The 5,473-nt window shown below is 67.3% G+C and carries 6 protein-coding genes; 2 read left to right on the plus strand and 4 right to left on the minus strand.

Annotated features, from left to right (window positions below; translation table 11 throughout):
• The 4 genes from WAW17_RS12610 to WAW17_RS12625 all read right to left on the minus strand — a co-directional run.
• The coding region (locus tag WAW17_RS12610; RefSeq protein ID WP_422333311.1) for a lipase maturation factor family protein at window positions 1–1,211 on the minus strand (1,211 nt) is incomplete at its 3' end.
• A 55-nt stretch (window positions 1,212–1,266) separates the two neighbouring features.
• Window positions 1,267–1,938: a histidine phosphatase family protein gene (locus WAW17_RS12615; protein WP_422333312.1), complete on the minus strand. Its 672-nt coding sequence runs from the start codon at window positions 1,936–1,938 to the stop codon at window positions 1,267–1,269.
• A complete protein-coding gene (gene pheA / locus WAW17_RS12620) occupies window positions 1,935–2,870 on the minus strand; it encodes a prephenate dehydratase (protein ID WP_422333316.1) in 936 nt (311 codons plus the stop codon). Before pheA ends, WAW17_RS12615 begins: the two co-directional genes overlap by 4 nt.
• Window positions 2,871–2,906: 36 nt before the next feature.
• The gene (locus WAW17_RS12625; protein ID WP_422333313.1) at window positions 2,907–3,620 is read right to left on the minus strand and encodes a hypothetical protein; all 714 of its coding nucleotides are present in this window, start codon (window positions 3,618–3,620) and stop codon (window positions 2,907–2,909) included.
• 110 nt (window positions 3,621–3,730) lie between these two features.
• Between WAW17_RS12625 and WAW17_RS12630 the strand changes: the two genes are divergently transcribed.
• Together WAW17_RS12630 and WAW17_RS12635 are read left to right on the plus strand one after the other, a co-directional pair.
• Window positions 3,731–4,498 (plus strand): DUF2470 domain-containing protein, encoded by a 768-nt coding sequence (locus tag WAW17_RS12630; RefSeq protein WP_422333314.1) that lies wholly within the window; start codon window positions 3,731–3,733, stop codon window positions 4,496–4,498.
• A 49-nt stretch (window positions 4,499–4,547) separates the two neighbouring features.
• Window positions 4,548–5,366 carry a CPBP family intramembrane glutamic endopeptidase gene (locus tag WAW17_RS12635; protein ID WP_422333315.1) on the plus strand — a complete coding sequence of 273 codons (819 nt, stop codon included), beginning with the start codon at window positions 4,548–4,550 and terminating at the stop codon, window positions 5,364–5,366.
• Window positions 5,367–5,473 lie beyond the last annotated feature (107 nt).

Below are 5,473 nucleotides of genomic sequence, written 5' to 3' on the forward strand. Positions count from 1 at the left end.
GAGACGGCATAACCGGGCGAGATCGCCACGAACCACATCAGCCAATCGAGCCGCAGGTGATACGGCGCGAATTGTCGTGGCCGTCGAGTGACGTCCCCGGGCTTTCCCTTGAATCCGTACTCCTTCCATTCGGAATCGGCATGGGGATACTCGTCGGCGGTGCCCTCCACGATCACCTCGTACCGGGTCTTGGTGACACTGCCGAAAGCGCCGTAGCTGTTCACCAGGTGCCATTTGTTGAACGACGCGTTCATCCGTTGCCGGTGCGAGATCAGGTTGCGTATCGGCCAGTAACTCAGCACCGCCACGGCGGCCGCAAGTGCGATGACAGCACCGACGAAGACCGGCGGCGTCGCGCCACTCGAAGCGGGGACGTCGACCCGGAACACTCGTCTGATCACGCTGTCCGGGATGGCCGCGAGCGCCAGCACGATCGTCGTCCAGTTCAGCCACGAGAAGTTTCCACTGGCCACCAGCCACAGTTGGGTGACGATCATGATCGTTGCGGCCACGGCCGCCACCGGTTGCGGCGCGAACAGCCCGAACGGGACGATCAACTGCGCGAAGTGGTTACCCAGCACCTCGATGCGGTGGAGCGGTGTGGGCAACCGATGGAAGTACCAACTGAACGGCCCCGGCATCGGCTGGGTCTCGTGGTGGTAGTACAGGCACGTCAGGTTCCGCCAGCAGCGGTCGCCGCGCATCTTGATCAGCCCGGCGCCGAACTCGATCCGGAACAACAGCCACCGCATCATGAGCAGCACCAGGAGGGGAGGCCCCACCGACGAGTTGCCGAGAAAGATGGCGAGAAATCCTGCCTCCAGAAGCAGCGACTCCCACCCGAAGGAGTACCAGAGACCCGACACGTTGACGATCGACAGGTACAGCGCCCACAGTACGAACCACACGAGCATGCAGGCGGCGAGCGGGAGTACCTCCGTCAGCCCCAGGAGGGTGGCACCGGACAGGGCTGCGCCGGTCCAGGCCACCACTGCGAAGAACCTGTCCGAGTAGTGGAAATGAAAGAGGCTCGGTGCACTCGCGAAGGAACTGCTACGGAGGAATTCCGGGATCGGAAGCATTCCCTTGCTCCCGACGAGCGGCCTGAACTGGTTGGCCGCAACCACGAACGCGACGAGGTATATCGCGGCAAGCCCCTCCTTGACGAGCAGCCGCGCCAGCGAATAGTCATCGGCAACGAACCATTCCACCGCCGTCACTCCTCGGGGAGGTTTCCCTCCATCGTCGCGCCGGCGGGCGGCGGAATCAACCCATCGGGTCGTCTGCGCCGGGGATCACGCGGTGCTCGAACGGGGGTGTGACGGTTCCCCACCGGAGACACTCCCAGCCCCCGCCCGGACGGGGTGCCAATTCCACCGACTGCGTGTTTGCCAGATGATTGTTCGCCGCGAAGAGCCCGGGAACCTCGGCCAGCTGCGATGCCACGAGCCGGATGGCGGCACCGTGACTGACCAGCACCACGTCACCCGTCTCGTCGGGGTCCTCGAGGTACTCCTCGCGGAGCGAATCGACCACCGGCACATACCGTTCCAGAATGTCGTGGGCGGATTCGCCGCCGGGCACCCGCGCGCCGAGTTCGCCGGTGTGCCACAAGTGGAACGTCTTCATGAACAGCTTGTGCGACTCCTCGTCGCTGCGGTCTTCGAGGTCCCCTGCCTGCGCCTCGTGCAGCCCTTCCCGCACCTGGACGGCGATGCCCGACGACAGTTCGACGAAACGCGCCGTCTGCCGGGCGCGAAGCGCCATCGAAGACACGAGTGCGGCCGTCGCCACTTTCGCCGCGATTTCGGTGCCGAGTGCCTCTGCCTGCGTGAGACCTTCCGCCGTCAGGCGCGCACCGGGCAGTCGGGTATCGAGCCTGCGCTCGACGTTGGCCTCGGTCTGCCCGTGCCGGACCAGGATCAGCTTGCCACTCACGATTCTCGATCTCCCTGACGGATTCTTTCGATCCAGTCCGCCGCCTCGCTGTCGGAGGGCGGCGGCGGACCGCTGGGGTTGGCGGCGGGCCACGACCCCAGGAACCGCACCGTCGACTTGCGGTGCAGAGCCCGGAATGCCTCGGCCACGAGCGGGTCGTCGATATGCCCGATGCAGTCGACGAAGAACCGGTAGGACCCGGGATCGGTGCGCACGGGTCGTGATTCGATCCTGATCAGGTCGATCCCGCGTGTGGCGAATTCGGAGAGAACACTCACGAGGGATCCTGGCACGTTGGGGGGCTGGAGCACGGCGGAGCTTCGGTCGCCGCCGGTGCGGGCGGGGACGGGGACCGGCGCGGTGACGAGGACGAATCTGGTCCGTGCGCCCGACACGTCCGCGACCCCGTCCGCGAGCGTGCGGAGCCCGAGGCGTCGTCCGGCCAGCGCAGTGGATACCGCGGCGTCGGCAATGCCGGCAGCGACGTCTTCGGCCGCCCCCGCGTTCGACGACGCGGTCTGGATTTCGGCACCGGGGCAGTGTTCCTCGAGCCACACCCGCACCTGGCCGACGGCGACGGGATATGCCCGCACGCTGCGCACCTGATCGAGCCGCTCGATTCCCGGCCGTCCCAGAATCGTGAAGGCGATGTCCAATTCCGTCTCGGCCACGATCTGCAACCGCTCGCCCAGCGCGAGGGAGTCGAGGGTGGGAACCACCGCTCCCTCCACCGAACTCTCGATGGGAACGACCGCACCGTCGACGAGGCCGTCGCGCACCATCTGCAGGGTGGCGGGTGGGCTCGTCGCCGCCACCCTGTCCACGGGGCCGTCGAAGATTCCTGACGTCTCGAGCTGGTCGAGCGCCATCTCGGTGAAGGTTCCCGAGGGTCCGAAGTACGCGATCTTTGGCACGCCTACGAGATTACGCATCACCGTTTGACGATCCGGCACATTATCGGTGAATGTTTACCGCAGGCCCGCGGCGGCGAGTTCACGTGAGGCCTCCTCGGGGTCGGCGATCTCGATGCCGAGAATTACCTCGCGCATCGCTTCGGCCGCCTCCGGAATCAGAGCCGTGAGCTTCGCAGGTTCGGGGTGCGTGATGGCGGCCCGCACGTCGTCGCCCCGGAGGGCTGCCACCGTGCCGGCGAGCAGCGCCAGGATCTCCGCGCCGTCCCTGGCGCGGGCAACGTATCCGGTGTCCGCGTGCGCGAGCACGGCCAGGAAGTCGGCCACCTCACCGACGGAATACCCCGTGTCCAGGCCCGGAATGCGGCCTGCGGCGGTGAGCTGCTGCGCGGTCTCCGCCAGCACGACGTTCTCGTCGTCCCCGGCCACGAACACCGCCAACGGCGAAGGCAACCGAAGTGCCAGCGCATCGCCCAGGTCGGACGATGTGCAGTCGAGGTGAAAGCGGACCGCTTCGTACGACGCCTGCTCACGGGTGCGCAGTTCGACAGGATCGACGTCGAGAGCCACGATGATCCGCCCCAGGTCGGTGCCGGGGTTCTCGAGCAGCGTGGATGCCGAGATCACTCGCGGCCCTGGCGTGGCACTGTCCGTGGTTGCCGACGCGACGATGTGAGTAGCTGCAACTTCCTGGGTTGCACAGAGCAGATCGGCGAGGAGCGATCGTGGTCCGCGCGAGCGGGGGACACCGAGCGTCAGGGGTATTGCCACCCCTCCACCGTAATCGCCGGGGTCTTGCGCGAATTCCACGAACCTCTTGTCGTGCGCCATCCATCACATTAGGTTAGGTTTACCTCAGTAGCTGAACCGAAGGAGACTCCATGCCCGCCACGACTACCGGACCGTCCACCGCCGAGCGTGTACGTAGCTCGTGCGCGCGGGCCCAGCGGGCCGTCCTCGCCATCGAAGGCACAACGCCCACTCCGACCGTGGTGCACCACCTGCGCTCCACCGGCGACGTTGCCATCACCGTGCCCAGCGAATCCGCCGCCGCTACGCTCTCCTGGCTCGCGGGCGGCGGCGGTCTACCCGCGGTATTGGAAGTGACGGACCACTCACCGCTCGCCCTCCGCGAGCCCGTGCGTTCGCTCGTGTGGTTGCGCGGCACGCTCCATTCCCTCTGCGAAGACCACACCCGTCAACTGGCCGACGAGGTGGCGGCCGAGTACCCCCACGCCGGACTCCTCGACGTCGGGCACGATGCGACCCTCCTGCAGCTGCGGCTGGAATCGGCCGTGGCCGCGGATGCGCGCGGCGCGGAGCCCGTCGAGCTCGACGACTTGCTCACCGCCCGGCCCGACCCGTTCTGGGAAATGGAGACCGCGTGGTTGCAGCATCTCGACAGCGAACATCGCGAACTGCTCGACCTGCTGTCCCGCAAGCTGCCGCTGCACATGCGACGGGGACACGTCCGCCCACTCGGACTCGACCGCTACGGTCTGCGGCTCCGCGTCGAGGACGAGGGCGGCGATCGTGACGTGTGGATGCCCTTCGGCGCACCGGTGGACGACGCCACCGCGCTCAGCCGGGCGATCCGGCTGCTGGTGGGATGCCCTTTCGTGAACGGACTTCGCGCACGCGGGTGCTGATTCCGATGCCTCGCAGCAGGACGGGACGGCACGCACTAGCGTTTTCGGCGTGATCTCGCGTGCAACGCTCGAATCCTGGCTGCGGCCGGCCACCCCTGAACCGTCGACGCCCTCGCCCACCGATCGCGAGCGCCGGGCCATCCGGATCGAGATCACGATCGTCCTGCTCGTCACCTTCGGCGCGAGCGGACTCTCGGGGCTGCTGTCGCTGTCCGAATCCCTGCTGACCCCGGGCGACCTGGCCGACCAGTCGGTTGCCCTCAACGTCTCACGCGCGGAAAACCAGTTCATCGACCTTGCGCGGCAGCTACTCGGCGTCGCGAGACTCCTGGCGTGGGGTGCGCTGGGGCTGTATCTCCTGTGGCGCAGCGGCCTCGGCCCCCGCAGCGTGGGGCTCGGCCGGTTCCACTGGCGCCCCGACGCGACGCACGGTGTCGGGCTCGCGGCACTGATCGGTCTCCCGGGGCTCGGCTTCTATCTGGTGGCTCGTGCCATGGGAGCCAACCTCACCGTCGTCCCGAGCACGATCGACGACCACTGGTGGCGTCTCCCGGCTCTGATCCTGTGGGCGATCGCGAACTCGGGAGCCGAGGAGATCCTCGTCATCGCCTACCTCGTCACCCGACTGCGACAGTTGGGCTGGGCTGAGAACTCGTCCCTGCTCGCATCCGCGGTGCTGCGCGGCAGCTACCACCTCTACCAGGGCTTCGGCGGCGGTCTGGGCAACCTGGTGATGGGGCTCGTGTTCGGCCGCTACTGGCAGAAAACCGGCCGATTGTGGCCCCTCGTCGTCGCACACGCGACAATCGATTCGGTGGCATTCGTGGGCTACGCGGCGCTGCGCGGGAAAGTCGGCTGGATTCCGTGATCGAGCCGGACCAGTAAAGTCGTGCGGGTGACCGGCGACGTCCCCAACCCACTGCTGCCACCCCGGCCGCCTCGGCGGTCTCAGGGTGGGCAGCCGGCGTCGCAGGT

Source organism: Rhodococcus sp. (in: high G+C Gram-positive bacteria), from assembly GCF_049286785.1.
Lineage (GTDB): Bacteria > Actinomycetota > Actinomycetes > Mycobacteriales > Mycobacteriaceae > Rhodococcus_F.

Bases quoted from the DNA above. Each gene is read 5' to 3' on its own strand.
- pheA (WP_422333316.1), bottom strand. From the start codon at position 2,870: ATGCGTAATCTCGTAGGCGTGCCAAAGATCGCGTACTTCGGACCCTCG.
- WAW17_RS12630 (WP_422333314.1), top strand. From the start codon at position 3,731: ATGCCCGCCACGACTACCGGACCGTCCACCGCCGAGCGTGTACGTAGC.